23 protein-coding genes are annotated in these 26509 nt (G+C 62.0%); 18 read left to right on the top strand and 5 right to left on the bottom strand.

What is annotated here, in order from left to right; all coding sequences use genetic code 11:
- Window positions 1–3: 3 nt before the first annotated feature.
- From EK416_RS12365 to EK416_RS12335, 7 genes are all read left to right on the top strand, one after another.
- Window positions 4–1146, top strand: coding sequence for an ABC transporter permease (locus tag EK416_RS12365; RefSeq protein ID WP_127077920.1), 1143 nt, complete (start codon window positions 4–6; stop codon window positions 1144–1146).
- Between the two features lie 4 nt (window positions 1147–1150).
- Window positions 1151–2821, top strand: coding sequence for an ABC transporter ATP-binding protein (locus EK416_RS12360; protein ID WP_127077918.1), 1671 nt, complete (start codon window positions 1151–1153; stop codon window positions 2819–2821).
- A gap of 178 nt (window positions 2822–2999) precedes the next feature.
- Window positions 3000–5087 (top strand): 3-hydroxyacyl-CoA dehydrogenase NAD-binding domain-containing protein, encoded by a 2088-nt coding sequence (locus EK416_RS12355; RefSeq protein WP_127077916.1) that lies wholly within the window; start codon window positions 3000–3002, stop codon window positions 5085–5087.
- Between the two features lie 97 nt (window positions 5088–5184).
- On the top strand, window positions 5185–5958 hold the full coding sequence (locus EK416_RS12350; RefSeq protein WP_127077914.1) for an SDR family NAD(P)-dependent oxidoreductase: 774 nt from the start codon (window positions 5185–5187) through the stop codon (window positions 5956–5958).
- 5 nt (window positions 5959–5963) lie between these two features.
- Window positions 5964–7013, top strand: a complete 1050-nt coding sequence (locus EK416_RS12345) for a phosphotransferase (RefSeq protein ID WP_127077912.1) — start codon at window positions 5964–5966, stop codon at window positions 7011–7013.
- Between the two features lie 34 nt (window positions 7014–7047).
- Window positions 7048–8850: a DUF262 domain-containing protein gene (locus tag EK416_RS12340; RefSeq protein ID WP_127077910.1), complete on the top strand. Its 1803-nt coding sequence runs from the start codon at window positions 7048–7050 to the stop codon at window positions 8848–8850.
- A gap of 8 nt (window positions 8851–8858) precedes the next feature.
- Window positions 8859–10112, top strand: coding sequence for an acyl-CoA dehydrogenase family protein (locus EK416_RS12335; protein ID WP_127077908.1), 1254 nt, complete (start codon window positions 8859–8861; stop codon window positions 10110–10112).
- A gap of 15 nt (window positions 10113–10127) precedes the next feature.
- Here EK416_RS12335 and EK416_RS12330 read toward each other — a convergent pair whose 3' ends face one another.
- Window positions 10128–10637 (bottom strand): NUDIX hydrolase, encoded by a 510-nt coding sequence (locus EK416_RS12330; protein ID WP_127077906.1) that lies wholly within the window; start codon window positions 10635–10637, stop codon window positions 10128–10130.
- A 126-nt stretch (window positions 10638–10763) separates the two neighbouring features.
- Between EK416_RS12330 and EK416_RS12325 the strand changes: the two genes are divergently transcribed.
- The 9 genes from EK416_RS12325 to trmD all read left to right on the top strand — a co-directional run bounded on the left by EK416_RS12325 (window position 10764) and on the right by trmD (window position 19462).
- Window positions 10764–12155, top strand: coding sequence for a carotenoid oxygenase family protein (locus EK416_RS12325; protein WP_164730010.1), 1392 nt, complete (start codon window positions 10764–10766; stop codon window positions 12153–12155).
- Window positions 12156–12406: 251 nt separating this feature from the next.
- Window positions 12407–13759 carry an EipA family protein gene (locus EK416_RS12320; RefSeq protein WP_127077904.1) on the top strand — a complete coding sequence of 451 codons (1353 nt, stop codon included), beginning with the start codon at window positions 12407–12409 and terminating at the stop codon, window positions 13757–13759.
- A 130-nt stretch (window positions 13760–13889) separates the two neighbouring features.
- A complete protein-coding gene (locus tag EK416_RS12315; protein ID WP_127077902.1) occupies window positions 13890–15161 on the top strand; it encodes a multidrug effflux MFS transporter in 1272 nt (423 codons plus the stop codon).
- 274 nt (window positions 15162–15435) lie between these two features.
- The gene (ffh, locus tag EK416_RS12310; protein ID WP_127077900.1) at window positions 15436–16953 is read left to right on the top strand and encodes a signal recognition particle protein; all 1518 of its coding nucleotides are present in this window, start codon (window positions 15436–15438) and stop codon (window positions 16951–16953) included.
- A 92-nt stretch (window positions 16954–17045) separates the two neighbouring features.
- Window positions 17046–17402: a 30S ribosomal protein S16 gene (gene rpsP / locus EK416_RS12305; protein ID WP_127077898.1), complete on the top strand. Its 357-nt coding sequence runs from the start codon at window positions 17046–17048 to the stop codon at window positions 17400–17402.
- Between the two features lie 96 nt (window positions 17403–17498).
- Window positions 17499–17732: a hypothetical protein gene (locus EK416_RS12300; protein ID WP_127077896.1), complete on the top strand. Its 234-nt coding sequence runs from the start codon at window positions 17499–17501 to the stop codon at window positions 17730–17732.
- Window positions 17729–18304 carry a ribosome maturation factor RimM gene (rimM, locus tag EK416_RS12295; protein ID WP_127077894.1) on the top strand — a complete coding sequence of 192 codons (576 nt, stop codon included), beginning with the start codon at window positions 17729–17731 and terminating at the stop codon, window positions 18302–18304. The genes EK416_RS12300 and rimM overlap by 4 nt, the downstream gene beginning before the upstream one ends.
- Window positions 18301–18762 carry a metallophosphoesterase family protein gene (locus EK416_RS12290; protein WP_127077892.1) on the top strand — a complete coding sequence of 154 codons (462 nt, stop codon included), beginning with the start codon at window positions 18301–18303 and terminating at the stop codon, window positions 18760–18762. The genes rimM and EK416_RS12290 overlap by 4 nt, the downstream gene beginning before the upstream one ends.
- Window position 18763: 1 nt before the next feature.
- Window positions 18764–19462, top strand: a complete 699-nt coding sequence (gene trmD / locus EK416_RS12285) for a tRNA (guanosine(37)-N1)-methyltransferase TrmD (RefSeq protein ID WP_127077890.1) — start codon at window positions 18764–18766, stop codon at window positions 19460–19462.
- A gap of 30 nt (window positions 19463–19492) precedes the next feature.
- Here trmD and EK416_RS12280 read toward each other — a convergent pair whose 3' ends face one another.
- Complete coding sequence (locus tag EK416_RS12280) at window positions 19493–20032, bottom strand: hypothetical protein (protein ID WP_164730009.1); 540 nt, start codon at window positions 20030–20032, stop codon at window positions 19493–19495.
- 339 nt (window positions 20033–20371) lie between these two features.
- Entirely contained in the window at window positions 20372–21796 is a 1425-nt protein-coding gene (sauS, locus tag EK416_RS12275) for an acylating sulfoacetaldehyde dehydrogenase (RefSeq protein ID WP_127077886.1), read from the bottom strand.
- Between the two features lie 343 nt (window positions 21797–22139).
- On the opposite strand from sauS, the gene EK416_RS12270 reads away from it, so the two are divergent.
- Window positions 22140–23366 carry an acetate/propionate family kinase gene (locus EK416_RS12270; RefSeq protein WP_245434038.1) on the top strand — a complete coding sequence of 409 codons (1227 nt, stop codon included), beginning with the start codon at window positions 22140–22142 and terminating at the stop codon, window positions 23364–23366.
- Between the two features lie 197 nt (window positions 23367–23563).
- Here the strand turns inward: EK416_RS12270 and EK416_RS12265 are convergent, their stop codons facing one another.
- Both EK416_RS12265 and EK416_RS12260 read right to left on the bottom strand, forming a co-directional pair.
- The gene (locus tag EK416_RS12265; RefSeq protein ID WP_127077882.1) at window positions 23564–24238 is read right to left on the bottom strand and encodes a response regulator transcription factor; all 675 of its coding nucleotides are present in this window, start codon (window positions 24236–24238) and stop codon (window positions 23564–23566) included.
- A 413-nt stretch (window positions 24239–24651) separates the two neighbouring features.
- Entirely contained in the window at window positions 24652–25143 is a 492-nt protein-coding gene (locus EK416_RS12260; RefSeq protein WP_127077880.1) for a hypothetical protein, read from the bottom strand.
- A gap of 207 nt (window positions 25144–25350) precedes the next feature.
- Between EK416_RS12260 and EK416_RS12255 the strand changes: the two genes are divergently transcribed.
- Entirely contained in the window at window positions 25351–26508 is a 1158-nt protein-coding gene (locus EK416_RS12255; RefSeq protein WP_127077878.1) for an MlaE family ABC transporter permease, read from the top strand.
- Window position 26509 lies beyond the last annotated feature (1 nt).

Here is a 26509-nt window from a genome sequence, read left to right as displayed (position 1 = left end):
GCCATGGACATTCGTGTCGAACGCGCGGCGGACGCGCCCGAAGAAACCGCGCCGCTGGAAGCCGCCGCTCCCGTGACTGAGAAACGTGGCCTGTTCCACCTGTCGCCGCTGAACCGGCGGCGCTGGAGCATCTTCAAGGCGAACAAGCGAGGCTTCTACAGCTTCATCCTCTTCACGATCCTGTTCTTCGTGACGCTGTTCGCCGAGTTCATCGCGAACGACAAACCCTTTCTCGTGAAATATGACGGCGCGATCTATACGCCGATCTTCAAGATGTACACGGAGAAGCAGTTCGGCGGCGAGTTCGAAACCGAAGCCGATTACCGAGACCCCGAAGTGAAGCGCCTGATCCAGGAAAAGAACGGCTGGATGGTGTGGCCTCTCATCCCGTACAGCTATCGCACGATCAAGCTCGACCTGCCGGTGCCCGCACCCGCGCCGCCGTCATGGGAAAACTGGCTCGGCACCGACGATCAGGGCCGCGACGTGCTCGCGCGCGTCATCTACGGCTTCCGCATATCGGTGCTGTTCGGCCTGTTCCTCACCATCTTCTCCGCTCTGATCGGCGTGACGCTCGGCGCGATCCAAGGCTATTTCGGCGGCTGGACCGACCTTTTGATGCAGCGCTTCATCGAGATCATCGGATCGCTGCCAAGACTCTACATCCTTCTGATCCTTTCGGCGATCCTTGCGCCGGGTTTCTGGTGGCTCCTGTTCATCATGCTGCTGTTCGAGTGGACGGCCTTCGTCGGCCCCGTGCGCGCGGAGTTCCTGCGCGGGCGCAATTTCGAATATGTGCGGGCGGCGCGTGCACTCGGCCTGTCTAACGTGCAGATCATGTTCAAGCATATCCTGCCGAACGCGATGGTTGCGACCGTCACCTTCGCACCGTTCATCCTCGGCGGCGCAATCACGGCGCTGACGGCGCTGGACTATCTCGGCTTCGGCCTGCCTCCCGGCTCGCCCTCGCTCGGCGAACTCCTCCAGCAGGGCAAGCAGAACCTTCAGGCGCCGTGGCTGGGCCTCACCGCGTTCTTCGTGATCGCGCTGATGCTGAGCCTGCTCGTCTTCGTTGGCGAGGCCGTGCGCGATGCGCTCGACCCGAGGAAGACGATGCGCGTGAACCATATCGCGACGGGGAGCTAGGCCCATGACCGACACGCAAGCGACGCAAGCGGCCCCGGCCGAATCCGTGCCCGCCGAAGCGCCCCTGATCGAGGTGCGCAACCTTGCCGTGAAGTTCAACGGAACCGCGCCGGACGTCTTCGCGGCGCGCGACGTCTCCTTCGACATCAGGAGGGGCGAGACGCTCGCGCTCGTGGGCGAGTCCGGCTCCGGCAAGACGGTGTCGGCGCTTTCGATCCTGCGTCTTCTGCCGGTCGGCGATGCGACGAACCCCATCGGCGAAATCTGGTTCGAGGGGCAGGATCTCCTGAAGGCGAAGGAGGCGGACATCCGCCGCGTGCGCGGCAACCGCATCTCCATCATCTTTCAGGAGCCGATGACCTCGCTCAATCCGCTGCATACGGTCGAGAAGCAGGTCGGCGAGGTGTTGAAGGTCCATAAGGGCATGTCGAATACGGCGGCGCGCAAGCGCACGCTCGAACTGCTCACCAAGGTCGGCATCCGCGACCCCGAAAGCCGCCTCGGCGCCTATCCGCATCAGCTTTCCGGCGGCCAGCGGCAGCGCGTGATGATCGCCATGGCGCTTGCAAACGAGCCGGACCTGCTCATCGCCGACGAGCCGACAACCGCGCTCGACGTGACGATTCAGGCGCAGATCCTCGACCTTCTGAAAGACCTTCAGCGCGAACTCGGCATGGCGCTCCTGCTCATCACGCACGACCTCGGCATCGTCCGCAAGATGGCGGACCGCACCTGCGTGATGAAGGACGGCGTGATCGTCGAGCGCGGCCCGGCGGAGGAGGTGTTCACCAATCCGCAGCACGCTTACACGAAACAGCTTCTCGCCGCGCAGCCCAAGGGCGAAGCGCCGCCGCTCGACGAAACCGCGCCCGTCGTGCTGAAAGCCGACGACGTGAAGGTGTGGTTTCCGATCAAGCGCGGCTTCCTGCAAAAGACGGTCGATCACATCAAGGCGGTGGACGGCGTTTCGTTCAAACTGCGCGCCGGGCAGACGCTCGGCATCGTGGGCGAATCGGGCTCCGGCAAGACCACGCTCGGCCTCGCCATGCTGAGGCTCATATCGAGCGAAGGGCAGATCGTCTATGCGGGCAAGCGCATCGACGGGCTGAAGTCGCGCGAGATGCGCCCGCTTCGGCGCGAGATGCAGATCGTGTTCCAGGACCCGTTCGGTTCCCTCAGCCCCCGCCTTTCGGTCGGCCAGATCATCGAGGAAGGACTTCTCATCCAGAACCCCGGCATGAGCCGCGAGGAGCGCCGCGCGCGTGTCTCCGCCGCGCTGGATGAAGTCGGCCTCAAGCCCGAGTGGCAGGACCGCTACCCGCACGAGTTTTCCGGCGGCCAGCGCCAGCGCATCTCCATTGCGCGCGCCATGATCCTGGAGCCGCGCTTTCTCATGCTCGACGAGCCGACAAGCGCGCTCGACGTGTCCGTGCAGGCACAGATCGTGGACCTCTTGAGCGGCCTCCAGAAAAAACGCGGCCTTGCCTACCTCTTCATCAGCCACGACCTCAAGGTGATGCGCGCGCTTGCGAGCTACGTCATCGTGATGCGCAACGGCGTGGTGGTGGAGGAGGGGCCGACGCGGGAGATTTTCGAACACCCGAAGAGCGACTACACGAAGGCGCTCATCGCCGCCGCGCTCGATCACCGCACGCTCGCCGTTCAGGCGGCCTAGAGAACGGCGCCGCCCGCTCTACGCGCATGGTCTATCTATCCTGGCCGCCGGCTTTGTGGCATGCGCTGGCGCGACCTCTGACGCGACCCGTTGGACGTTGACGGTTCCCTCCCGCAACCGGTAATGTTCAGAGTGGCCGAACAATAGAACGAACATAACGATTCCCCCGGGAGAAATGATGGCCCGAAGTCCCGTAAGATACGAAACGAAGGACGGCGTCGGTGTCATTACCGTCGACAACCCGCCGCTGAACGTCGTCTCGAACGAAGTGCGCGACGGGCTCATGCTCGCCATCCGCAAGGCAGAGGCGGACCCTGTCGCGAAGGCGGTCGTCTTGATCGGCGAGGGGCGGAATTTCGCCGCAGGCGCGGACATTTACGAGCTGACGCATCCTTACTCGGGCGCCGACATCAACGACATCGGCGCGGCTCTCGAAGATCTGCCGAAACCCGTGGTGGCGGCGCTTCACGGCACGCCCGTTGCGCGCGGTCTCGAAGTCGCGCTCGCCTGTCATTACCGCATCGCCGCGAAGGACGCTTTCCTCGGCCTGCCCGAGGTGAAGGTCGGGCTTCTGCCGGGCGGTGGCGGTACGCAGCGGCTGCCGCGTCTCGTCGGCGCGAAGGCCGCGCTCGACATCGTCATTTCCGGCGACCTCGTCCCGGCGGCGAAGGCGAAGGCGATCGGCCTCGTCGATGAGGTGGTCGACGGCGACATTCTCAACGCCGCCATTGCTTTCGCGAAGTCGAAGTCCGTCCTTTCCAAGCATCCGAAAACCCGCGAATTGAGCGCCAGGATCGCGCCGGATCGCGGATCGCATCTGTTCGAGGAGCGTCGCGACGAACTCCGCCGCCGCCAGCCGTTTCAGCATGCGCAGTTCCGCTGCGTCGATTCCATCGAAAGCGCGGTGCATCTCCCGTTCAGCCAGGGGCTGAAGCGAGAGCGCGAGCTTTTCAACGAGGCGCTCGACGACGACCAGAGCAAGGCGCTGATCCACGCGTTCTTCGCCGAACGGGAGGCGGCCAAGATCCCCGGCTTCCGCACCGACGTAGCGCCGCGCGAGATCAGAAGCGTGGCGGTCGTCGGCTCGGGCCACATGGGCGGCGGCATCGCCATGGCATTTGCCAATGCGGGTTTCCCGGTCATCGTGCTCGACCGCGATCAGGCGGCCTTGTCGCGCGGGCTCTCCGTCGTCGCGAAAAACTATGAAAGCATGGTACGGCGCGGCCGTCTCGATCAGCCGGGCATGAACAAGCGCCTGAGCGCGATCCGCAGCACGGTCAATTACAAGGATCTCGCCGACGTCGATCTCGTGGTTGAAGCCGCTTTCGAGGATATCGGCATCAAGGAGCAGGTGTTCCGCGACCTCGACCGCGCCTGCAAGAAGGGCGCGATTTTCGCATCCAACACATCAACCCTCGACATCGACGAAATCGCAGGCTTCACGCGCCGCCCCGGCGACGTGATCGGCATGCATTTCTTCTCGCCCGCCAATGTGCAGCGCCTCGTCGAGGTTGTGCGCGGGAAGCAGACGAGCGCTGACGTGCTCGCCACCGCCATGACGGTTGCGAAAAAGATCGGCAAGATCGGCGTCGCGGTCGGCAATTGCGACGGCTTCGCGGGCAACCGCATGCTGGAGAAATACGTCACCGAAGCGATGATCATCCTCGAAGAGGGCGCAACGCCGGCCGAGGTGGACACGGCGCTGACGCGCTGGGGTCTCGCCATGGGGCCGTTCGCCGTCTTCGACCTGACGGGCATCGACGTCAACTGGCATATCCGCCAGCGTCGCCTCAATCAGGGCAAGCCCTACGGTTCGGCACTGCTCGACCGCTTCTACGACGCCGGGCGCTTCGGACAGAAGACCGGCAAGGGCTTCTACCGCTACGAGACCGGCAGCCGCGCGCCGCTTCCCGACCCGGAGGCGGACGCCATCATCGAGGCGTATCGCCGGGAAGTCGGCCCGCGCGTGAAGTCGGTTTCCGAACAGGAGATCGTGAAGCGCACGATTTATGCGCTCGTGAACGAGGGCGCGAATATCCTCGACGAGGGCGTGGTCTATCGCTCGGGCGACATCGACACGATCTACATCAATGGCTACGGCTTCCCCGCCTGGCGCGGCGGTCCCATGAAATATGCGGAGTTGCGTGGCCTCGCCGAGGTCCTCTCCGATCTCGACATCTTCCATATGCGGTTCGGCGACCGCTGGAAGCCAGCACCGCTTCTGAAATCGCTCGTCACGGCGCGCAAGCCGAAATGGCCGCGCTGACGATGTAGCGGCAAACGCATGTTTGAGCGGCGCAGACGCCGCTTCGCACAAATAATGAAGCGGCGGCGCAAGACCGCCTCAACATTGGGGAAGCGTCATGGGTCTGTTCGACCTGACTGGCCGCGTCGCGGTGATCACCGGATCGTCGCGAGGCATTGGCCGTGCCATCGCGCTGGAAGCGGCGCGAGCGGGCGCAAGCGTGGTGGTCTCGTCGCGCAAGCTCGACGCCTGCCAGCGCGTCGTCGATGAAATCCGCGAAAGCGGCGGCCGCGCGACGGCTGTCGCCTGCAATGTCGGCGTGAAGGGCGATCTCGAAACGCTCGTCGCGCATGCGCTTCGCGAATATGGCCGCATCGACGTTCTCATACCCAATGCCGCCATCAACCCCGCCTATGGCCCGTCTTCCGAAGTATCGGATGAGGTGTGGAACAAGGTTCTGACCACGAATCTCACCGCGACCAACTGGCTGTGCCAGCTCGCGCTGCCGGGCATGGCGGAGAACGGCGGCGGCTCGGTGATCCTGCTGTCGTCGATCGTGGCCACCGTCGGCGCGGCCAATATCGGCGTCTATGCGATCTCGAAGGCGGCGGAAGCGCAACTCGCGCGCAATCTCGCCGTGGAGTGGGGACCGCGCGGCATCCGCATCAATTCCATCGCGCCCGGCGTGGTGCGGACCGATTTCGCAAAGGCTTTGTACGAAAATCCAAAGGCGGCGGCGACGGTGGCGAACATGACGTGCCTCAAGCGCCTCGGCGAGCCTGAGGACATCGCGGGCGTGGCCGTGTTCCTCGCGTCCGACGCCGCACGCTACATCACGGGCCAGTTCCTCCTCGTGGACGGCGGCGCATCCATCTTTACCCCCATCGGGTGATCATCATGGCAGAACTCATCGACATTCCCGAAGGCCATCGTTTCGACGAGGCGAAACTCCGGCACTACCTCAAGCGGCATCTTGCGGATTTCGTAGGCGATCCGACGATCCAGCAATTCCAGGGCGGGCAGTCGAACCCCACCTTCCTCATCACGACCGCATCGCGAAAGTATGTGCTGCGGAAGCAGCCGCCGGGCAAGCTCCTGCCGTCCGCGCACGCCATCGACCGCGAATATCGCGTGCAGATGGCGCTGAAGGACACGCCCGTGCCGGTCGTCTCGATGCAGCTTTTCTGCGAAGACCCGTCCGTGATCGGCACGCCGTTCTACGTGATGGACTATTACCCCGGCCGCATCTTCGCGGACAGCAAGCTGCCGGAACTCGGTCAGAACCAGCGCCGCGAGGTCTACATTGCCTTCGCCGAGACGCTGGCCGCGATCCACGAGGTGGATTTCCGCGCGCTGGGGCTCGCCGATTTCGGGCGCACCGATGGCTACGCAGCGCGCCAACTCAAGCGCTGGACCGAGCAATACGAGGCGTCGAAAACCGGGCCGAACGAGGCGATGGACAATCTCATCGCGTGGCTCGACGCGAACCTGCCTGCGGAGGATGCCCCCGCGCTCACGCATGGCGATTACAGGCTCGACAACGTGATGTTCGAAGTCGATGCGCCGCATGTCATTGCGGTGCTCGACTGGGAGCTTTCGACGCTCGGCAACCCGCTCGCCGACCTGGGTTACGTGTGCATGGCCTACCGGACGCCGAAGGATCTGCCGGTGCTGAAGGGATTGAAGGGCGTCGACCTCGCCGCGCTCGGCATCCCGTCTGAAGAGGAAATCGTCGCCGCCTATTGCCGCCGGGCGGGCCGCGACCGCGTGCCGGATCTCAGCTTCTTCATCGCGCTGTCGTTCTTCCGCTTCGCCGCCATCGCGCAGGGCGTCTATGCGCGCTTCCTGCAGGGCAACGCCGCCGACAAGCGCGCGCCGCTCGCCGAGCAGGCCGCGCAAGTGCTCGCGCAGGAGGGTTGGAAGATCGCGGCGAACGCAAATATCTAGAATTCTAAATTCGAAAAAATTATAGGGCTTTGCAATGACCATTAAATTGAGTGCCACACAGGAGTTGACTGTCAAGGGTGACACAATAGAGACTGTATATCGCAACTACCGAAGCGAGAAATACTGGGTAAATCGTCGATACCAGAGGAAATTGATTTGGACTCTTGATGAGAAGAGAAGCTTTATTGACTCAATTATAAGAGGATATCCCGTTCCGATAATTTTACTCGCGGAGAATGCCGGGCGTGACCCATCGGCTTACGAAATCATAGACGGCATGCAGCGATTAAATTCAATAGTGTCGTTCTTGGAGAACGAATTCTCAGTAGATGGCTTTTATTTCGACCTGAATGCGATGGCTGGCACAAAAGAATTACTAGATAAAAATCTAATAAAACAAAAGACACCGGCATTAGATAGAAATATCTGCGTTCAGATAGCCACTTATTCTTTGCCTGTATCTATTTTTGAATTCAGCGAACCATCCGCTGTCGACGAAGTTTTTCGAAGGATCAACTCCGGAGGTAGAAAACTCTCCCGGCAGGAGCTGCGCACAGCAGGCGCAACGGGTCATTTTGCAACGGCCGTGCGCAAGATAGCTGCGCAGGTTCGAGGAGATGAGAGCTATTCGGACTCCCTTAGCCTAAATAAGATGGCCAAGGTCAGCATTACGAATAGAGACTTAGATTATGGCATACCAGTTGAAGATATTTTCTGGGTCAATCAAAATATACTTACAAAAGAACAAGTTAGGGAGAGTCGAGACGAGGAGATAATTGCCGATATTGTGGCGTATATGGTGTTACCCCAACCTCCTGCATCACGCTCTGAACATTTTGATGATTTTTACGGCGTAACAAAATCTGATGCATCTCAGAAAAGATTTTCGGAAATCGAAGCCGCTGTACAACAAAGATCCGTGGAACTTGTGATACACGACTTCAGGCGTGCTCTGGATGAATTGCGTGTTACGCTGGAGGCGTCGAAAAGAACATTTGGACAGTTGATGTTTGAACAACGGCCAGATAGAGCGCCTAGGTATTTTCAGGTTGTGTTTCTCGCTTTTTACAAGTTAATTATTAGAGATGCACTTGAAGTGACGAACAGAGATCTGCTTATATCAAGGATGAATAACGGCGCTAACAACATCACGATTCCCGAGGGAGGACGCTGGGGCGGGGATGATCGGCATGCAAAAGTTCAATCTATTTCTGGTCTATACAGGGAAGCATTCGAACCGGCGAGCGGCGATAGTGATCCTGCAAAAATCCATTGGATTACACAGCTAAACAACTTACTCTCGCAATCGCTCACCGAGCAATCGTATTTCGACTTTAAGCAGGGCTTTTTGCGCCTTGATGGAAATCATGCTTTCGACGAAGAAAGCTTCGAGAAAATGCTGAAGACGTGCGCTGCAATAGCTTGCATTCGGAAAGGGCGAAAAGGGTACGTAATCGTTGGCGTTTCTGACAAGCAAAATACGACCGAAAGGATATTCACACAGTATAATATAACCTCCAGGCATCAGCTTGGATTTTCTGTGGTGGGCGTGAACCATGAATGGACGGCGTTGGGTAAGACGCCTGACCAAATGTTTCAAATGATAACTGACAAGGTTACAAATTCAAAACTTTCAAGCCCACTTAAGGAATATATCGCCAGACATATCAAGTCGGTTCAGTATTATGATAAGACGGTGTACGTATTTGAGACCGAGGGACAGGAAGACGTAAGCCACTATGATGGTGAATTCTATGATCGGCGAGGAAATCAATTGGATGTCGTTTCTAATGATCGATTGTCGCAGTTCATTCGACGTTATCTGGCTGGCGGCTAGCTGAGTAAATGGCTGACATCCTGCAACTCTCGCCGAAAGCGGCCGACACCAAGGCGCGGCTCGAACGCTTCATGGACGAGCATGTGTATCCGAGCGAGGCGGCGCTGTTCGAGACGGCGGATACGCAGGAAGATCGCTGGGAGCCGCTCGCGCTCATGGAGGAACTGAAGGCGAAGGCGCGCGCGGAGGGGCTCTGGAACCTGTTCCTGCCCGACAGCGAGCTTGGCGCGGGCCTCTCGAACCTCGACTACGCGCCGCTCGCCGAGATCATGGGCCGCTCGCACTGGGGGCCGGAAATCTTCAATTGCAACGCGCCCGACACCGGCAACATGGAAGTGCTGGTCCGCTATGGCACGGAAGAACAGAAAAAGCGTTGGCTGAAGCCGCTGCTCGACGGCAAGATCCGCTCCGGCTTTGCGATGACCGAACCGAAAGTGGCGTCGTCGGATGCGACCAACATTGCGATTTCCATCGTGAAGGATGGCGGCGACTACGTCATCAATGGCCGCAAGTGGTGGACGTCCGGCGCGGGCGACAAGCGCTGCAAGATCCTCATCCTGATGGGCAAGACCGACCCGGACAATCCAGACCGCCACCGCCAGCAGTCCATGATCCTCGTGCCGATGGATACACCGGGCGTGAAGAAAGAGCGCATGCTGCCGGTGTTCGGCTATCTCGACGCGCCGCACGGCCACGGGCAACTCTCCTTCCACGATGTACGCGTGCCGCAGGAGAACGTGATCCTCGGCGAGGGACGCGGCTTCGAGATCGCGCAGGGCCGCCTCGGTCCGGGCCGCATCCACCACTGCATGCGCACCATCGGGCGGGCCGAGCGCGCGCTCGAAAAGATGTGCCGCAGGCTCGATGCGCGCGTCGCGTTCGGCAAGCGCATCTCCGATCAGACAGTGTGGATGGAACGCATCGCCGAAAGCCGCATGATGATCGACCAGGCGCGGCTCCTCACGCTCAAGGCCGCCTATATGATGGACACGGTCGGCAACAAGGCCGCGCAAGCGGAAATCGCGATGATCAAGGTCGTCGCGCCGAACATGGCGTGCAAGGTGATCGACTGGGCGATCCAGGCGCATGGCGGCGCGGGCGTGTGCGACGATTTCGGTCTGCCCTACGATTACGCGACGATCCGCACGCTTCGCATCGCGGACGGCCCGGACGAGGTGCACCGCAACCACGTCGCGAAGATCGAGCTTCGGAAATATCGCGATCCGGGCGTCGAGCGGCATCGGAAGCAGTCGGCGGATTGACCGTAATCGCGCGGCTTAGAGGTAGAACCGCTTCACGAGCGCCGGAAGATCGCCCTTCGCGGCCTCGCCCGCCTCGATGCGGTTGAGGATTTCGCGCGGGCTGAGCCAGAATGACTCTATGAAATCGTCCCGGTTGTAGTCCGGCGTCTCGTCGCCGCTAATCTCGTAAACCTTCATGAACTGGCGCGGGCGAACGCCGCCCGGCGCCGGCGTGAGGTAGGCAAGAAGCCTCCAAGGCACTTCTGCAATATCGATCCTGAGTTCTTCGAGCGTCTCGCGGGCGAAGGCTTCATCGTAGGTTTCGCCGCTTTCGACGTGGCCGCCGACGCTCATGTCCAGCGCGAGCGGAAAGATGCGCTTGTGCGCCGTTCTCCGCGGAGTCCAGATCTCTCCGTTGCCGTTGACCAAGAAAGCGTTGATCACCCGAAAATTATGCAGATTTTCCGCATAGATTTCGGAACGCGGCCTGCTTGCGACGACGATGTCATTTTCGTCGACGAGGTCGAGGATCTCATCCGTTTGCATACGGATCGTTTAGCAGAGGGCGACCCGTTTCTCAAGACATACTTATACAGTTCTTGACGCGCTTCCCGTTTCATTGCACGGGCGGAACAATCGCATTGCACGGCAGGTTGAATGTGCGGGAGACACATGAAGCCGATGCAAGATCGAGTCGAGCCGCCCTTCTGGATGCAGGGCAATTTTGCCCCGGTGACGGAAGAAATCACCGCATTCGACCTTCCGGTCGACGGCGCCATACCGCCGGAGCTTTCCGGCCTCTACATCCGAAACGGCGCGAATCCGCGTCACGGCCAGTCGAGCCACTGGTTCTTAGGCGACGGCATGCTCCACGGCATCGCGATCGAGGGCGGCAAGGCGCAGTGGTATCGCAACCGCTATGTGCGCACGCCGATCTACGAAGGCGCGCCGCGCACTCTGCTTTCCGGCCTCGACATTCGCTATGCACTCTCCAACACGAGCGTGGTTGCCCATGCGAACCGCATCATGGCGCTCGTCGAAAACGCGCTGCCGATGGAGATTTCGCGCGAACTCGAAACGCGTGGCTTCAACGATTTCGGCGGGCGCCTCGCGACGTCCTGCACCGCGCACCCGAAGATCTGCCCGGTTACGGGCGAGATGCATTTCTTCGGCTATCGCGTGGTCCCGCCCTACCTCACCTACCACGTGGCGGATGCGGCGGGCGCGCTCGTCCGCAGCGTCGAAATCCCGGTCAAGGCCGCGACCATGATTCATGATTTCGCGCTGACGGCGCGTCACGCGATCTTCATGGACCTGCCAGTGGTGTTCGACATGCCGACGGCCATGACTGGCAGCACGATGCCGTTTCACTGGAGCGAGAGCCATGGCGCGAGACTCGGCGTGCTTCCGCGCGGGAGCGGCGCGGATACGCTGCGCTGGATCGATATCGAGCCGTGTTATGTCTATCATGTCGCGAACGCCTTCGAGGAGGCGAACGGCGCCATCGTTCTCGACGTGGCGCGCTATGACGAACATTGGCGCGGCGGCCCCAAGCGCAATGCCTTCGACACTGCCGCGCTCACGCGCTGGCGTATTCCGCCGGGAGCGACGCGCGCCGAGGAAACGTGCCTCGACGATCGCAGCGTCGAGTTCCCCCGCATCGACGATCGCCGTACGGGCCTTGCGCATGGCATCGTCTATGCGCTCGCGACCGAAGGGAGCCTTGCCGATGGCGTCTTTACCGAACTTCTGAAATACGACCTGAAAAGCGGCCGCGCAGACCGGCGCCCGTTCGACGGCGAACTCCCGAGCGAGTTCACGATGGTTTCCCCAGCAGAGGCTGCGGGGGAGGACGAAGGCTGGCTCATGGGTTATGTTTACGACCGTGCGAGCGCCAGGAGCGATCTCGTCATCCTCGATGCGGGCGACATCGGGGGCAAACCCGTCGCGCGCGTTCGCCTCCCCGTTCGCGTGCCGCAGGGCTTTCACGGCACATGGATCGCATCGGAGCCCCGGCAGCGCGGCACCGCCGCCTCTCCTTGGAGCTGGATCGGATCAAATTGAGCCAACCTGATCGGGGAGGCATATTTGCTCCCTGGAATCATTCGCAGTTCCGCCTTGAAAACGCCCAGCCCTTGAGCAATGGTCGCGCCGGGTTAAAGGTTCGGAGACGCGATTTGCATAAGTGATGGGCATCGAATACCCGCGCATAAGCTCTTGAGAACGCGGGAGGCTGCCATTGTTTGCCTTAGGGTCGAGGCGCGAATCGCTTCATTGTGCGCAGGTGGGGATGCCACCAGAGCGCGAGGGCAGCCATGACTTTCAGATATTATTTTGCAGTCGCCGCATTTGTTGCAATCCTGCCTGCATCGGGCCACGCCGCGCAGAATTGCGACGCAAGGGCCTTCAGTCAACAGATCGATCAGACCGCGCAGGCACTCCGTACGCTTAACCGCGACAGCGAGGTGCGTTTTCAGGATCGCTTGATGGCCATCGCAAAAGCGAAGGGCTGGAGCGAAAGCGAGCGGGCAGATCATGCCGCAGCCGCGATGGATGATACCAAGCTCGAATCCTTCAATTCGGACATCGAGGATCTGGTCGGGCGCCTTGATTCGCTCAACGCCACGCCGAAGAACGAAATCTCCTGCGACCGGCTTAACGAACTCAGATCGATCAACGACAAGCTCATCGGCGTGATGAGGCAGAAGGCCGGCTTCATCCTCGCGCAGCTCGAAGCCGAGGCGGGAAAGCCGGCGCCGAACCCCTACAAGATTGCGGGAGCCGGCGGAAAGAGCGACGCTCTGCCGAAGGCAGACGCCTTGCCGCAAACCAATTCAGCGACTCCGATCGCCCCCGACCCTGTGCAAACGGCGGAAGCGGCGCGCGAAAATTCGCCGGTGGCGCCCGACACGTCTCCCACGGATGTGCCGTGGTCGGCTAACGTTTCGCAGGCGTTGCGCAATCCGCAGCCTTTACCGCAGACACGTCCCGCCGCCGCGAATGCGACGTCCGTCGCGCCGCATCCAAACGCGCCGCTGTCGCTGAAGCCAACGCCAAAGCAGGAAGAGAAGGTCGCCGCGCTGACGCCGCCTCGCGATACCCTCCCGCCTGTGACGGTCACGTCGCCGCCGCCGTCATACGCGCCTCCTTCATATTCGCCGCCGCCATCCGTTCCCGTTTACTCGGTGCAGGAAATTCGCGACGCGGGGAGGGGCGTGTTCGGCTCGGTCACCGCTGAGCTTGCCGCCGTCATGAACTACGCGTTTCAGAAGTTCGGCCAGCCGAACGCCTATATCGTGGGTGATGAGGGCGGCGGCGCTTTCCTCGCGGGGCTGCGCTACGGCGATGGCAAGCTCTATTCGCGGGTGAACGGGGTTGAAAGCGGCCCGACGAAAATCTTCTGGCAGGGGCCGTCACTCGGCGCCGATATCGGCGCGACGGGATCGCGCGCGCTTTTTCTCGTCTACAATCTGGACAGTGCGCATACTCTCTACAGACGCTTCCCGGGGCTCGACGGCTCGGCCTATGTCGCGGGCGGCGTCGGGCTGACAGTCTACAAGAACGGCGACACGCTCATCGTGCCGATCCGCACCGGGCTTGGCCTTCGGATCGGCGCCAGCGTCGCCTATCTCAAGTTCACGGAGCGTGCGAGCCTGAACCCGTTCTGACATCGCGGCAAACGCGCGATACAATCAGAGATAAGTTCCGCATTTACGATCGAGCACAGCGCCGGTTATCCAGATCGGCGCTGTTTGTTTTTTGTACCGAACCAATCCAGGTCCGCCGAGTTCACACCAGATGCTTGTAAAGTCCGACGACGCCTCCCAGCCCCACCAGGCGGCCCGATTTCCCTTGTCCACCCCGGAATTCGTCACCCTCATCGCGCTTCTGACCGCGCTGACGGCGCTTTCCATCGACATCATGTTGCCGGCGCTCCCGAAGATCGCCAGCGCGCTGGGCGCGACGACGGAGAACGAGCGCCAGCTCGTGCTGAGCGTCTATTTCGCGGGCTTCGCAGCCGGGCAATTCCTTTTCGGGCCGCTCTCGGATTCCTATGGGCGGCGCAATCCGCTGTTGTTCGGCCTCGCGCTCTACACAATCGGAACGGTGCTCGCAATCGTGGCTACCTCCTTTGCGATGCTGCTTTTCGCGCGTGCCTTTCAGGGTTTCGGCGCCGCTGCTCCGCGTATCGTGGCCATCGCCGTGGTGCGCGACCGCTTCGCCGGGCGCGAGATGGCGCGCATCATGTCATTCGTGACAATGGTGTTCGTGATCGTTCCGATCCTCGCGCCCACGCTTGGCGAAGCCATCGTCCGGTTTTCGGATTGGCACATCATATTCTGGGTTCTGCTGGCCATGGGGCTCGTGGCGACGCTCTGGTCCGGCTTTCGGCTGCCGGAGACGTTCCATCAGAACGACCGTCTGCCCTTCAATGCCCGCACCATCTGGAGGGCATGCGCGGTGGTTGCGACCACGAGACAGACCGCCGGTTATTCAGTTGCGCTCGGTTTTTCATTCGGCCTGCTGTTCTCCTACATCATCACGTCGCAGCAGATCTTCGTCGATGTTTACGAGCTCGGCGCGGACTTTCCGATCGCCTTCGGCCTCATCGCGGCGTTCCTGGCGGCCGCTTCGATCCTCAATGCGAAACTCGTGCGCCGCGTGGGCATGCGCGGTGTCTCTCACCGCGCGATCATCGGCGGGTTGGCCGTTTGCGGGGTGATGGCGGCCTTCGGCTTTCCCGACAAGCCGCCGCTCTGGGCGTTCGGCATCTTCATGTCGGCGGTATTTCTCTGCTTCGGCCTCATGTCGGCGAATTTCAATTCGCTCGCCATGGAACCGATGGGGCACATCGCGGGCACCGCTTCTTCGCTCATCGGTTTCTACACCACGGTCGCGGCAACGGCGCTCGGCGCGATCGTGGGGCATTCCTTCGACGGTTCGGTTCGCCCGCTCTGCATCGGCATCACCCTGCAATTCGCGGCCGTGCTCGTCACCGTGCTGGTTACGGAGCGCGGGCGCCTCATGAAACATTGCGATGCGCCCGACGTGAAAGTGAAGGCGGCATAAAGGCGTCAGCCTTTTAGCTGAATTTCACAATGTCGTCATTTCGCCTAAAATCGCATTTGAAAGAGCAATTGTAATCGTCTATACGGAGGCTGCATTACATATCCGTCACCCGCCAGCGAGAGTTCGCCCGCGGGTGCGTTTTGTGTTGGAACATGCCCACAGCGTCGGCATTGAAGGAAACAGGACCGAGACAATTCGTTTGAGGGCGCGAGCGACGCGCCGATGACAAATAAACCGGACCTCCCCAGAACCGAGCGAAACGCGAAAGCCTCCTATGTTCGAATCCCTATCCGACCGCCTTTCCGGCATCTTCGACAAGCTCACCCGACGCGGCGCGCTGACCGACAGCGATGTTTCGGAAGCGATGCGCGAAGTCCGCCGGGCGCTGATCGAGGCCGACGTGGCGCTGGACGTGGTGAAAAGCTTCACCGACCGCGTTAAGGAAAAGGCCGTCGGTCAGGAAGTCGTCCGCTCGGTGACGCCCGGCCAGATGGTCGTCAAGATCGTCCATGACGAACTCGTGAAGACGCTCGGCGCGGAAGCCGACCCCATCGACCTCCAGTCCGTACCACCCGTGCCGATCATGATGGTCGGCCTGCAAGGCTCCGGTAAAACCACCACCACCGCGAAGATTGCGAAGCGCCTCACCGACCGCGACAAGCGCAAGGTTCTGATGGCCTCGCTCGACACCCGCCGCCCCGCCGCGCAAGAGCAGCTCGAAGTCCTTGGCAAGCAGACGGGCGTCGATACGCTCCCCATCATCAAGGGCCAGACGCCGCAGCAGATCGCGACGCGCGCCATGCAGGCGGCGAAGCTCGGCGGCTATGACGTCGTCATTCTCGACACCGCTGGCCGTCTCCATATCGACGACGAGCTGATGCGCGAAACCGAGCAGGTGCGCGACATCGCGCAACCGCACGAAACGCTGCTCGTCGCCGACAGCCTCACCGGTCAGGACGCGGTCAACCTCGCCCGCACCTTCGACCAGCGCATCGGCATCACCGGCATCGTGCTGACCCGCATCGACGGTGACGGACGCGGCGGCGCCGCGCTCTCCATGCGCGCCGTCACCGGCAAGCCGATCAAGCTGCTTGGCACCGGCGAAAAGCTCGACGGCCTCGAAGACTTCCACCCTGAGCGTGTCGCGGGCCGCATCCTCGGCATGGGCGACGTGGTGAGCCTCGTCGAGCGCGCGGCCGAGACCATCGATCAGGAAAAAGCGCAGGCCATGGCGAAGAAGCTCGCCAAGGGCCAGTTCGATCTGCAAGACCTCTCCGACCAGTTCCGCCAGATGCAGAAGATCGGCGGCATGTCGGGCGTGCTTGGCATGCTGCCCGGCATCGGCAAGATGAAAAAGCAGCTCGAAGCCGCCAATCTCGACGAAAAACTGCTCAAAAGGCAGACCGCAATCATCTCCTCCATGACGCCACAGGAGCGCCGCAACCCGAAAATCCTGCAAGCGAGCCGCAAGCGCCGCATCGCAGCCGGGTCCGGCACCACCGTGCAGGAGGTGAACCAGCTTCTCAAGATGCACCGGCAGATGGCCGACATGATGAAGGTCGTCGGCAAGGGCAAGGGCGGACTTGCGAAGCTGTTCGGCATCGGTGGAAAGATGCCGGAACCCACGCCCGAAATGATTGAAGCAGCGAAGGCGGGCAAGATGCAGCTCCCGCCGGGCATGAAGCTGCCGGGAATTCTCGGAGGCGGAGGCGGCGGTTTGCCGGGCCTTCCGGGCATGCCGGGCAGCGGACGCTTCGGCGGCCTTCCCGGCCTGCCAGGGAAAAAGAAATGAGAGCGCTAAGAGTGCTGTCAACCGCGCGGGCGAGGCTCGTGCAGAACAGAATTTTCGCAAGATCAGAGACCGAACAGTTAACGGAGACGAACATGCCCCTGAAGATCAGACTGTCCCGCGGCGGCGCGAAGAAGCGTCCGTACTACCGCATCGTTGTCGCAGAGGCGACCGCCCCGCGCGATGGCCGCTTCATCGAGAAGCTCGGCACCTATAATCCGCTGCTTCCGAAGGACCATAACGACCGCGTGACGCTTGTCGAAGACCGCGTGAAGCATTGGCTCTCGGTCGGTGCGCAGCCAACGGATCGTGTGCTCCGCTTCCTCGACGCGCGCGGCCTCGCGAAGCGCCCGGAGCGCAACAACCCGCAGAAGGGCGAGCCGGGCACCAAGGCCGTCGAGCGTGCCGAAGAGCGGCGCAAAAAGGCCGAAGAGACGAGCGAAGCCGCGTAAGCCGCTCGCTTCTTTACGCCCGCTTCATGCGGGATGTAGACTTATCGGAGCGCCTGCCGCATTCGCGGAGGCGCTCCGCTTGTTATAGGAGCCGCGATGGACGGGCTGACCTTTTTCGGTCTCTTGGCGGTGTCGCTGATGCTGCTCTTCTATGCGCTCGAAGAGAGAAGCCCGTGGTTCATTTTCGCCTTTGCGGGATCGTGCCTCCTCGCCAGCGCTTACGGTTTCCTGCAAGGCGCGTGGCCGTTCGGGCTTGTTGAGGCGATCTGGTCGGTCGTCGCGCTCGCTCGCTTCCGCAGCCGCCTTGGCGTCAAAAGGCAAAGCGCATGACAGATGACAAGGTTCTGCTCGGCCGTATCGGTGGCGCGCATGGCTTGCGCGGCGAGGTGAAAATCGCAACCTTTACCGCCGCGCCGGAAGACATCACGGCCTACGGACCGCTTTCGAGCGCCGACGGCACGCGGGTGTTCGTAATCTCCGGCATGCGCGCCGTATCGGCGGGTTCCGTGATCGCGCGGCTGAAGGGCGTGGCCGACCGCACGCAGGCCGAGGCGCTGAACGGCATCGAGCTTTACGTTTCCCGCGACGCGCTCCCGCCGCCCGACGACAAGGACGAGTTTTATTATTCGGACCTTATCGGACTTGCCGCCGTTTCGCCGGATGGCGACGTCGTTGGCAAGGTCATCGGCGTGCATAATTTCGGCGCGGGCGATCTCATCGAAGTGCGTTTCGACGGCGATCGCCAGCCGGTCCTGATCCCGTTCGACAACGCGCACGTGCCGCATGTCGATCTCGGCGGGGGGCGCGTGACAGTGGTCCGGCCTTCCTATGAGGGCGGGGAAGGGGAGGGGCGCGCTGCGAAGAAAAACAGCGTCGGCGACGAGAGCGAAACACCCCGATGACCGTCCTCGGCCTCATATCCGACACGCACGGCCTGCTTCGCCCCGAAGCCGCGGCGGCGCTGGCGGGCGTGGACGCGATCCTTCACGCGGGCGATGTCGGCGCGCCGGATGTGCTCGCGACGCTGCGCGGCATCGCGCCGGTGTTCGCGGTCCGCGGCAATGTCGACGGTTACGAACTGGCATCGCTGCCGCTCGATACGGTTGCGAGCCACGACGGCGTCGATATTTACGTGGTGCACATCTTGCGCGATATCGCGATCGACCCGGCGGCAGCGGGTATGTCGGTGGTGGTCCATGGGCATACGCACAAGCCGCTGATCGAGGAGAAGGAAGGCGTGCTTTATGTGAACCCCGGCAGCGCCGGACCGCGCCGCTTTGCGCTGCCCGTGTCGGTAGGATTTCTGAGGCTGGCGCGCGGGCAAAAGCCCGAAGCCCGGCTCAAGATGCTGGACGTTTGAAATGGTGTGGCATGCCAGCGTTCTGACTCTGTTTCCCGAAATGTTTCCCGGTCCGCTCGGTCTGAGCCTGTCCGGGCGCGGTCTTGCGGATGGGCTGTGGAGGCTCTCGACGCGCAACATCCGCGACTTCGCGACCGACAGGCACCGTTCGGTCGACGACACGCCGGCAGGCGGGGGCGCGGGCATGGTGCTTCGCGCGGATGTGGCGGCGGCGGCTATCGACGCGGCCAGCGTCGACGCGCCGGACCTGCCGCGCATCTATCTCTCGCCACGCGGCACACCGCTGACGCAAGCACGCGCACGCGCTCTTGCCGCGGGACCGGGCGTGCTGTTGTTCTGCGGGCGTTTCGAGGGGCTGGACCAGCGCGCCATCGAGGCGCGTCAGCTCGAAGAAATCTCCATCGGCGACTACGTCCTTTCGGGCGGCGAGCTTGCGGCGATGGTGCTTCTCGATGCGTGCGTGCGACTGTTGCCGGGCGTCATCGGCGCGGAGGCGTCACTCGGGGAGGAAAGCCATGAAAACGGCCTCCTCGAATATCCGCATTACACGCGGCCGCGCACGTTTGAGGGACGCGAAATCCCCGAAGTGTTGCTGTCCGGCGATCACGCCCGCATCGCACGCTGGCGCCGCGAGCAGTCGGAAGCCCTGACGCGCGAGCGGCGCCCGGACCTCGCCGCGCGGCTCAAGCGCGATGAATGATGGGGCGGCATCCCGCCACTTGACACCGGATCACTGCACCTGCGCCACGAGCGGGAACCGCGTGGGATGGCCGGATCTCATCATCGACTTCACGCCTGAACGGGGATCGACGAAAACCTGCGTCTGGCCGAGCCGTCCCGCGGCGCCCGGCATGCCGCCGTGGCAGCGCGTGAGCGGCGATCTCCCCCGGAATGCCCGAGCCCATATGCGCTGCACCGCGATCTCGCCCGTATCGGTCTTGAGGACGTAGGTTTCGGGCTTGCGCAGATAGCACCAGCCCGCGAAAGCATTTCCGAGCGGAGCCGTGATGTCGAAATAATCGGCGATATTGGCTTCGAAGGATGCGGGCGTGGGGGCGCGCGTCCTCGGCAGCCAGACATAAAGGAATATAAGCGATCCGTCAGCCTGCGCCTGCGGAAGTTGAATTTTCTCAAGATCTGGTATATTCAGAGACGAAAATCGCAATGCGACCGCATCGATCCTGTCATGAAAAAAATCGTCGGCTTCAGCCGAGTACGATCCTTGAGGCAGTGCAATTAAAAATACGACGATAACAATAACAAGCCTCATAATCTCCCCTTCCGTATCGAAGCCGGCGAGATTGAATTGCCCCTACTCTTGATTGTAGCTAATTTCTGCGCGTCAGCCAATCGAAATGGAAACCCCGCGCCACGATTTCGCCACGCGGGCGAGAGGCCCGCGCCCCGGGTGCGGACCCGCCAACGTTGCTGGACGCACAGACTCGCTAGTGGAGCGAATTTCACATTTGAGTCCCGGTGGCTGCGAGCCCTCGCTCAAATGTCAAATTCAAAAGCTCCACTAGAATCATGATGTTGCTAGTGGTCCTTTCGATTCCGACATTTGCATCCGTTTGCAGCACGCTTGCGAGCAAACGACGGAATCGGACCGCTAGCGCCCGTACTTCTCCCAATGCGGGCCGAACAACTCCGCCTCTGTTGGCCGCCTTTCAGGGATCGGCGTCACGAGATGCGTGATGTTCAGGAAGTGCTTGTAATTGAGATTTTCGGAGATCGAATTCTTCTGCCAGCTCCCGCAGCCCATGCTGAGCGTGAACGGCAGCCCGGAATCGAACGAGCCCCCATGCGCGAAGGTGTGCGCGAAGTTCGCGAGCACGCGCACCACGTCGAGGTCGGCGGCGAGTTCGCGCGCGCGGTCCATGTTCGCGGTGTGGATGCCGAGCGAGTGACCGCGTCCCTGATGATCGAGAATGCGCCGCACGATATCCTTCGCGTCCGCGAAATCTTGCGCGCGATAGACCGTCAGCACCAGCGAGAGCTTCTCGCTCGACAACGGAAAATCGGGCCCGATGCCGGTTTCCTCCACGAGAAAAAACCGCGCTGCGTCCGCATCGCGAGGCAGGCCGAACGCACGCGCCAGCACGCGTGCATCCTTCGCGATGAGATGGCGGTTGAGCTTGTGGCCCAGCCATAGCGCGGTTTCGATATCGGCTTTTTTCCCCGGCGCGCAGAGATACGCTCCCGCCCGCTCCAGCGCCGCGATCGCGCGCTCGTAGACCGCGTCGACGATCACAACCGCGTTTTCCGACGAGCAGGACGTGGAATTGTCGAAGATTTTCGATTGCGCGATCTTCGCCGCCGCCGCGTCGAGATCGGCCGTCTCGTCCACGATCACCGGCACGTTGCCCGTGCCGACGCCGATGGCGGGCGTCCCGCTCATGTAGCCGCGCCGCACATTGTCCTGCGAGCCGGTAATGACGACGAGGTCGACCGCCTCCATCATCGCTTGCGTGAGATGCTTGGTGACGGGCTGCGGCAAGACCTGAAGCAGATCTTCCGGCAGGCCGATGCGCGCGAGTCCCTCGCGCATGAGGGCCACGGCGCGCGCGGTCGTCGTGTAGCCGAGCGGCGACGGCGCGACGATCATGGCATTGCGGCCCTTGATCGCCATCATTCCCTTGTTGGCCGCCGTCGCGCCCGGATTGGTGGAGGGTGTCACGGCGCCGACGACGCCAACCGGCTTCGCATATTTGACGATGCCCAGCGCCGGGTCTTCCTCGATCACGCCGACCGACTTCACGCGCAGAAGATCGCGCAATGTGCCAAAGGTCTTGCGCTGCTTCTTGTCGATCTTGTCGGGCACGTTGCCGAGACCCGTGTCGGAGACGGCGATGCGGGCGAGTTCTTCCGCGTGCTCGGGCTTGTATATCGCCCAGGCCATGGCGCGCACGGCTTCGTCGACGCGCGCCTGATCGCTCCCGGCGAACGCGGCCTGCGCGACACGGGCGCGCTCCATCAGCGCCGCGACAACCTTCCGGCTTTCCGTATTCGTTGCCTCGGCATCGCCCGCTGACATTCCATCCTCCGATTGCCGCTCTTTCCGCCTGGAGTTGTACAGGGGCGCGGGCCATTTGAGGAAGGTGTTTTCGCGGGGCGGGTCTTGTCCGAAAGGCGGACATTGCGCGGTGCGAACGCGGTCGACGGCATGGCGCGGTCCGGCGATCCGGATTTGCCTGCAAGACCAGCGCAGAACCCGGTTTCCGAGGTTGCCGATGCATCCGGTTTGGCAGACACTGCGCCGCGTCCGGGTATCCGAAAGGCAAACCGGGAGAAGACGAGCGGCTGACTTCACACATCACACACGCGCCCGTTGCGTTTGCATGCGCGCGACTTGCGGAACCCGACAGATGAAGAATGCCATGATCACCCTCAATGCGGGGTCTTCGTCGCTGAAATTCGCGCTTTTCGATATTCAAGACGATGGCATCGCGGAGACATTCCGCGGGCAGGTCGAGGGCCTGCACACCGACGCGGCGGAGTTTTCCGTCAAGGCCGCGCCGGGTTCGGACATGCCATCCTTCGCGCCAAGGCCGACCGTTTCCGCGTCGCATGTGGCAGCGCTCCACGAGGTGCTCGATTTCGTTCACCACCACGGCGGCGAGCGGAAGATCGTCGGCGTCGGCCACCGCATCGTGCATGGCGGCACAAAGTTCACGAAGCCCCTGCGCGTGGACGAAGACGCTCTGCTGGAGCTTCGCACACTCATTCCGCTGGCTCCGCTGCATCAGACGCACAACATCCGCTGCATCCTCGCGGCGCGAAAGGTGTTCCCCGCAGCCGTTCAGGTCGCCTGTTTCGATACCGCCTTTCACCGCTCGCACACTTGGGAAAACGACACATTCGGCTTGCCGCCCGAATATTACGACGCAGGCGTGCGCCGTTACGGCTTTCACGGTCTTTCCTACGAGCACCTCGTGGATGAGCTTCGCGGCTTCGCGCCCGAAATTGCCGAGGGGCGCGTGATCATGGCCCATCTCGGCAACGGCGCCTCCATGTGCGCGATGAAGGAAGGGCGCAGCGTCAGTTCGACGATGAGCTTTACGCCGCTGGACGGCCTTGCCATGGGAACGCGCTGCGGGCAGATCGACGCCGGTGTCGTCCTGCATCTTCTGACCGAGCGCCGCATGAGCGTCGACGCCGTGACGCAGCTTCTTCATCGCGGCTCGGGCTTGAAGGGCATGTCGGGCTTCTCGCACGACGTGCGAGACCTCGAAAAGACGGACACGCCCGGCGCGCGCGGGGCGCTGACCTATTTCGTCCATCGCGCCCGCTACGAAATAGGCGCGCTTACCGCCGTTTTGGGGGGACTGGACGCGCTCGTTTTCTCAGGCGGCATCGGCGAGCATGCCGCCGACCTTCGCGCGCGGATCTGCGCCGGTTTCGACTGGCTCGGCCTTTCCCTCGACGCGCAGCGCAACGCGCGACACGAGCGGCTCCTCAGCGCGGACACGTCGCGCGTGAAGATCTTCGTCGTGGCGGCGAATGAGGAAAAAACCATTGCCGAACATACGCTTTCGTTTCTCCCGCCCCGGCAGGAAAGCCGTTTACCGCCCCATGAGCGATCGGATGTCGGCGAAAGAAGCTGATGCCATCACCAAATTACCGCTCTCCGGCGTGCCGGAACGATCGAAATCCGTTCACACGGTGCAAACGATGCGCGATCAGAGGCCAGGCATTTCGGGCATGATCGTCACGCGCGCCCTGCGATCACCGCATCGTGCCGCAAACCGGACGCGTCGATCCGCTTCCGCGTCACATCAGGCTCCTATTCACGCAGGCTGATCTAGTCCTGCGTGAGCCGGTAGCCAAGGAAGCGCTGCGAGTCGATCGGGTCTGAACCCAACCGCTGACGCAACCGCTTGCGCAACTTGCTGATGTGACTCTCGATGACGTTCTCGTCGATACCATCATCGAACAATCCGTAGACGAAATTGAAGATTTGCGACTTCGTCACGCGGCGTCCCTTGTTCGCCATGAGATATTCAAGGATGCGGCGTTCGCGGCGCGGAAGCGGAAGCGGCTCGCCATCGATCTCAGGATCGCGGCCATCCGAGAAGACGCGGATACGGCCGGAAAGCGGCTGGTTCTGCGCCTCCTGCTGCGAGCGGCGGCTGATGGCGCGGATGCGGGCAAGTATTTCGCGAACATGAACGGGCTTGCGCACAACGTCGTCCACACCGGCGGCGAACAGGTCGAGCGTGTCGTTCAGGGATTTCGTTTCATTCATGGCGATCACCGCCGCCCCGGACCGCGACTTGATCTTGATCGGCACTTCCTCGCGATTTTGAAAGTCACCGAGCAGAAAGGCTTCGACCGCGTCGATATCCGGCTCCGGAGCGGTATTCACCCACTGCCGGAAATCATGCGGTGCAAGCCCCGTTGCGGAAACCCCCTCCCGGCAGAACCAGGCGGCATATCCATTCAACACCGTTTCGCGTTCGTCGACGATGACAATCATGGCTTTTCCGTTTCAAAACAACTAAGTTTCGATTAACCACTTAAACGCAACCTGTGGCTGTATCAATCTCTGATTGTCGTGCCGGGATACGCGCAACCCGTTAAATCGCAGAGCGTTGCAAGAATGCCTCGCTTCAACCTGGAGTAGGTTTAGCGTAATCTTCGAGCCAAGCTCAAACGGGGGCTATTGGTGCGCCGCAGCCATTAAGACGTAAGCCGTTCAAATGACGGGAGATCCGGCTCAAAGGGCAGGCGGGCTGCGGGAGCGCGCTGGCACGGAATGCCTCGCGCATGCTCAGTAGGGGATACTTGGGAAGTGTCTGGGTTGAATGCGCCGGCAGGCTGGGCGGCGCGGGAGGAATCCGCGGCATCCTCGCCCGAAGCGGGTTGCGGCGGTATTCCTGTATGGAAGCTTCAGCGCGACTCGGTCGTGAAATAGGAGGAAAGCTCACCGAACAGTTTGGCGGTGCGATCCGAAGCATAGGGAGCGGCAGGCGAATCAGAGCGCTGCGCCTGAGATTCGAGTTCCTCGTTCAGGGCGTCGGCCATGCGATCCTCGATCGATTCGATGAGCGCGATCACCGCAGCCTCGATTTCCTCAAGACCGTTCGACAGGAGTTCCGCCTTGTCGCCATCGTCGAAGCAGTCGAACGCCTTGTGCCGATGTCTGGAGACGGTGCTGAGAATGCCGGAGAGATCCCGGCAAACCTCGGCGTTGAGGCCGGGCACTCCGAGCGCCGCGCGGTGCAGCCGCGAAATCGAGCGGAGCAGGCGGAGCGTCTCAAGCCCGCGGTTGCGGTCGACATAGGCGCGCAGGAAGCGTCGACCCTTTTCGGTCGCAAGAAGGGCGCTTTCAATCGCGCAGTAGTCGGCCTCTGACAGGGGAGCCATGGGAAGGATTGTCATACTCGCCGCCGGGTGTTCGAAAATCGGTTGTAGAAACACTACTGAGTAAACCTTTCCAAACGCTTGACAAAATAGCACCGTCTTTTGGCGTCTCGTTCTTGTCATGGTTGGCTGGCAGGAACACCCCACGAAGATTTGCGACAGTTTTTCACAGACTCGAGACCTGATCCTCGCTATGGCTTAACAGTTCTTTCATGAAGTAGACGGATGCACGATTACGACGAAGTTCTGGACCGGATCGCAAAGCCGGCCCTCCGCTCCGCCGAGGAGCGCGGGACGCGTCGTATCCTTGTGTCCGGCGACTGGACACTCGCGGCTCTGCGCGACGCGCAGGCAGCCGTCGAAGCCGTCGAAGCGTCGAACGGTCCCGCTCACGAGATCGACATCGGTGATATGCGGCGGCTCGATACGGCGGGCGCGCTGACCCTCGTAGGTCTCAGGGACGGCAAGCTCGCCGCCGCAACCGCCGATTTCGCGCGCGCGTGTCCCGAACACCGCATCCTGCTCGATGAGATTGCGCGCGCAGCCCCGGCCTCGTTCGAGGAAGCGCCACCGCGCGACGGCGCCGCGATCGAATCTCTCCGCCGTTTCCTTTCCGCCGCCACGGCCATCGCACGGGACGCTATCCGCCTCACCACCTTCCTCGGCGAAACGACCGCGGCGTTCGCCCGCGTCGTGGTGCGTCCGGGGCGTTTCCGGATAAAGGCCTTCATCCACCAGCTTCAGCAGACCGGCCTTTCCGCCGTGCCGATCATCGCGCTGGTGAGCTTCCTCATCGGCGGCGTCGTGATGCAGCAGGCCGCGTTCCAGCTCCAGAAATTCGGCGCGGAAACGATGTCGATCGACATGCTCGGCATCCTCGCGCTGCGCGAGCTTGGGGTGATCCTCGCCGCCGTCATGGTCGCGGGGCGCTCGGCCTCGGCCTTCACCGCACAGATCGGCACCATGAAGATGCGCGAAGAGATCGACGCCATGCGCACGCTCGGCATCGATCCCATCGAAACGCTGGTGCTGCCGCGCGTGCTCGCGCTGATGATTGCGCTTCCGCTTCTCGTCTTCCTGGCCGACATCATGGCGCTTGCAGGCGGCGCGGTCATGGCGAAGCTTTATCTTTCGCTTGAAACCGACATGTATCTGCAACGGCTCAACAGCGCCGTGCAGACGAAGCATCTCTATGTGGGGCTTATCAAGGCTCCGTTTGCCGCGCTCGTGATCGGGCTCGTCGGCTGTCTCGAAGGCTTGAGCGTTCAAGGCAGCGCGGAGTCGGTCGGCACACAGGTGACGACGGCGGTGGTAAAGGCGATCTTTCTCGTGCTGGTGCTCGACGCGGTCTTCGCCATCTTCCTTTCCGCGGCGGGGTTCTGAA

The sequence above is a fragment of the Rhodomicrobium lacus genome, assembly GCF_003992725.1.
GTDB lineage: Bacteria > Pseudomonadota > Alphaproteobacteria > Rhizobiales > Rhodomicrobiaceae > Rhodomicrobium > Rhodomicrobium lacus.
The sequence above is the reverse complement of the archived record's forward strand: the minus strand, read 5'-3'. Positions and strand labels throughout refer to the sequence as shown.

What these genes read in the sequence shown, in the direction of transcription:
- EK416_RS12270 (WP_245434038.1), top strand. Translation starts at nt 22,140, where the DNA reads ATGATCACCCTCAATGCGGGGTCTTCGTCGCTGAAATTCGCGCTTTTC.
- EK416_RS12360 (WP_127077918.1), top strand. Translation starts at nt 1,151, where the DNA reads ATGACCGACACGCAAGCGACGCAAGCGGCCCCGGCCGAATCCGTGCCC.
- trmD (WP_127077890.1), top strand. Translation starts at nt 18,764, where the DNA reads ATGGTGTGGCATGCCAGCGTTCTGACTCTGTTTCCCGAAATGTTTCCC.
- EK416_RS12365 (WP_127077920.1), top strand. Translation starts at nt 4, where the DNA reads ATGGACATTCGTGTCGAACGCGCGGCGGACGCGCCCGAAGAAACCGCG.
- EK416_RS12315 (WP_127077902.1), top strand. Translation starts at nt 13,890, where the DNA reads ATGCTTGTAAAGTCCGACGACGCCTCCCAGCCCCACCAGGCGGCCCGA.
- EK416_RS12255 (WP_127077878.1), top strand. Translation starts at nt 25,351, where the DNA reads ATGCACGATTACGACGAAGTTCTGGACCGGATCGCAAAGCCGGCCCTC.
- rimM (WP_127077894.1), top strand. Translation starts at nt 17,729, where the DNA reads ATGACAGATGACAAGGTTCTGCTCGGCCGTATCGGTGGCGCGCATGGC.
- EK416_RS12265 (WP_127077882.1), bottom strand. Translation starts at nt 24,238, where the DNA reads ATGATTGTCATCGTCGACGAACGCGAAACGGTGTTGAATGGATATGCC.
- EK416_RS12280 (WP_164730009.1), bottom strand. Translation starts at nt 20,032, where the DNA reads ATGAGGCTTGTTATTGTTATCGTCGTATTTTTAATTGCACTGCCTCAA.
- EK416_RS12290 (WP_127077892.1), top strand. Translation starts at nt 18,301, where the DNA reads ATGACCGTCCTCGGCCTCATATCCGACACGCACGGCCTGCTTCGCCCC.
- ffh (WP_127077900.1), top strand. Translation starts at nt 15,436, where the DNA reads ATGTTCGAATCCCTATCCGACCGCCTTTCCGGCATCTTCGACAAGCTC.
- EK416_RS12260 (WP_127077880.1), bottom strand. Translation starts at nt 25,143, where the DNA reads ATGACAATCCTTCCCATGGCTCCCCTGTCAGAGGCCGACTACTGCGCG.
- EK416_RS12350 (WP_127077914.1), top strand. Translation starts at nt 5,185, where the DNA reads ATGGGTCTGTTCGACCTGACTGGCCGCGTCGCGGTGATCACCGGATCG.
- EK416_RS12325 (WP_164730010.1), top strand. Translation starts at nt 10,764, where the DNA reads ATGAAGCCGATGCAAGATCGAGTCGAGCCGCCCTTCTGGATGCAGGGC.
- EK416_RS12355 (WP_127077916.1), top strand. Translation starts at nt 3,000, where the DNA reads ATGGCCCGAAGTCCCGTAAGATACGAAACGAAGGACGGCGTCGGTGTC.
- rpsP (WP_127077898.1), top strand. Translation starts at nt 17,046, where the DNA reads ATGCCCCTGAAGATCAGACTGTCCCGCGGCGGCGCGAAGAAGCGTCCG.
- EK416_RS12340 (WP_127077910.1), top strand. Translation starts at nt 7,048, where the DNA reads ATGACCATTAAATTGAGTGCCACACAGGAGTTGACTGTCAAGGGTGAC.
- sauS (WP_127077886.1), bottom strand. Translation starts at nt 21,796, where the DNA reads ATGTCAGCGGGCGATGCCGAGGCAACGAATACGGAAAGCCGGAAGGTT.
- EK416_RS12345 (WP_127077912.1), top strand. Translation starts at nt 5,964, where the DNA reads ATGGCAGAACTCATCGACATTCCCGAAGGCCATCGTTTCGACGAGGCG.
- EK416_RS12335 (WP_127077908.1), top strand. Translation starts at nt 8,859, where the DNA reads ATGGCTGACATCCTGCAACTCTCGCCGAAAGCGGCCGACACCAAGGCG.
- EK416_RS12330 (WP_127077906.1), bottom strand. Translation starts at nt 10,637, where the DNA reads ATGCAAACGGATGAGATCCTCGACCTCGTCGACGAAAATGACATCGTC.
- EK416_RS12300 (WP_127077896.1), top strand. Translation starts at nt 17,499, where the DNA reads ATGGACGGGCTGACCTTTTTCGGTCTCTTGGCGGTGTCGCTGATGCTG.
- EK416_RS12320 (WP_127077904.1), top strand. Translation starts at nt 12,407, where the DNA reads ATGACTTTCAGATATTATTTTGCAGTCGCCGCATTTGTTGCAATCCTG.